Source organism: Ciceribacter sp. RN22, assembly GCF_024054295.1.
GTDB classification, from domain to species: Bacteria; Pseudomonadota; Alphaproteobacteria; order Rhizobiales; family Rhizobiaceae; genus Allorhizobium; species Allorhizobium lividum.
The window spans coordinates 1,344-3,539 of the sequence record NZ_JAMXLD010000024.1 but is presented as its reverse complement, the minus strand read 5'-3'; the positions used below and the strand labels follow the sequence as shown (position 1 = coordinate 3,539).

Genomic DNA, 2,196 nt, shown 5'->3' with positions numbered 1-2,196 from the left:
TAAAGATCCGAGCTCGGAACAATCGCTGTGAAGCCGCCGCCCGCAGTGCCGAGATAAAGAATATCATTGGCAATGCCGGCAGTGGTGTTTACGAAGAGAAGATCGTCGATCCCGTCCCCGTTGAAGTCCCCGACAACCACGACCTGCCCGCTCGTCCACGGCACTACAAGATCCGCGCCCGTGCCAATCCCCGCGAAATTGCCGTCCGCGGTGCCGAGATAAAGCGTCTCACTGGCAATGCTGCCATCGTTGTTTGCGAAAACGTAATCGTCGATCCCGTCACCGTTGAAGTCCCCGACATACACGGCCTGCCCGCTCGTCCACGGCAGGTAAAGATCCGAGCTCGGAACAATCGCTGTGAAGCCGCCGCCCGCAGTGCCGAGATAAAGAATATCATTGGCAATGCCGGCAGTGGTGTTTACGAAGAGGTTATCGTCGATCCCGTCACCGTTGAAGTCCCCGACATACACGCCCTGCCCGCTCGTCCACGGCGCGACAGGATCCGCACCCGTGCCAATCCCCACGAACCCAGCCGGAGCCGGATCCGCGGTAGTGATATCCTGTACGGCCGTAGTCGTGTTGCCCGCCGCATCGGTCACTTCGGCTGTCACGGTGAGCGTAGTACCCGCCGTATACCCGCTGAGATCGATCTGCGGAGAGATCCAGACACCGGTCGCATCCACCGTGACCGTGCCGATCACAGTGCCATCGACCGAGATCGTGACGACCGAGCCCGGATCGGCCGAGCCTGAGACTTCCGTTACATCCGCGGCGGAGACGAAGTCGCCATAGGTCGCACAGTCGTTCGACATGGCCTCGATCGTCGCCACCGGCGGTGTCGTGTCCAGTTCGGCCGGCGCCGTGTCGGTGGCCGGGTTGCCCTGGGTGTCGGAGACATCCGCCGTCACGGTGATCGGGCCATCGGTGAGCGAGCTGACATCGACCGGAGCCGCCTGCCAGGTGCCATCGGCCAGGACCGTCGCCGTCGTCGTCACCGTATTGGTGCCGTCGGTTAGCGTCACAGTTACAGTCTGGCCTGCCGGCACGTCGGTCGTGGTGCCGGTGATGACAACATCGCCGGCTTCAGCCGCATTGACGATGTCGTCGCCCTCGATCGGCGTGCCGATCGTGATGGTCGGCAGGACATCGTAGAAACCGGTCGCCGGACCGCTGATGTTGCCGTTCGGATCGGTCGCGGTGGCGGTGACCGTGCCTTCCGGCTGAGTCGTCGGAGACTCGGCCGTCCAGTTGCCGCTGCCATCTGCCGTTGCGGTGGTCTGCGTGCCGTCCGGCCAGGTGATCGTCACCGTCGAGCCAGGATCGGCCGTGCCGGTGACTTCCGGCATGCCGTCGCTGTCGGTGTCGGTGACGCTATCTATGGTCACCGACGCCACCGTGTCGAGCGTAACCGGGGCCGTATCCGTGGCCGGGGTGCCTCCGGCATTGATCACATTGGCCGCCACATCCACCGGACCATCGGTGAGTGTCGACAAATCGGCCGGGGTCGCCTGCCAGGTGCCGTCGGGCAGAACCGTGGCTGTCGTCGTCACGGTGTTGGTGCCGTCGGTCAAGGTAACGGTCACTGTCTGACCCGCTTCCACGCCGGTCGTCGTACCGGTGATCGTCACACCAGTCGATTCCGCCAGGTTGACGATGTCGTCGCCGGCAATCGGCGTGTCGATCGCGATGACGGGGGTGGCGATGCCGTTGACCTGCACGCCCTGCTGGATCCAGACCGTGGCCGGACCGTTCGTATAGACGTTGAACGTCATGCCGTTCAGGGTCGCGGTGGTGCCGGTGGGGGTGAAGCCCGTTGCCGTCACACTGTCGTCCGGCCCGCCGACGATGACCACCGTGTCGCTGGTCCCCGACATGTCGAGCACAGTCTGCTGGTCGACCGTCAGGCTGTTGGCGCCCGTCCCGCCAATATCGATCATCTCGATATTGGTCACGACGCCGGGAGCGACCGAGTTGACGAAATCGAGCGCGATGCCGCTTCCGTCGAGCGCCAGGGTGTCGAAGCCCGTGCCGCCGTCGATCCGGGTAAAGCCGGTATCCGATACATTGATGGTATCGTCACCCCCGAAGGCGAGAAGCACATCCGCCCCGCCGCCGCCGGTCAGCGTATCGGTCTTGTCCGAACCGGCCAACCAGTCGGCCGCAGCCGTTCCGGTGGGAGGCGTGACCACGCAGCCG

General features: G+C 64.3%; 1 protein-coding gene. It reads right to left on the bottom strand.

Annotated elements, in window-relative coordinates:
• On the bottom strand, positions 1-2,196 hold a 2,196-nt coding region (locus NHF53_RS23000), incomplete at both ends, for an Ig-like domain-containing protein (RefSeq protein WP_252836308.1).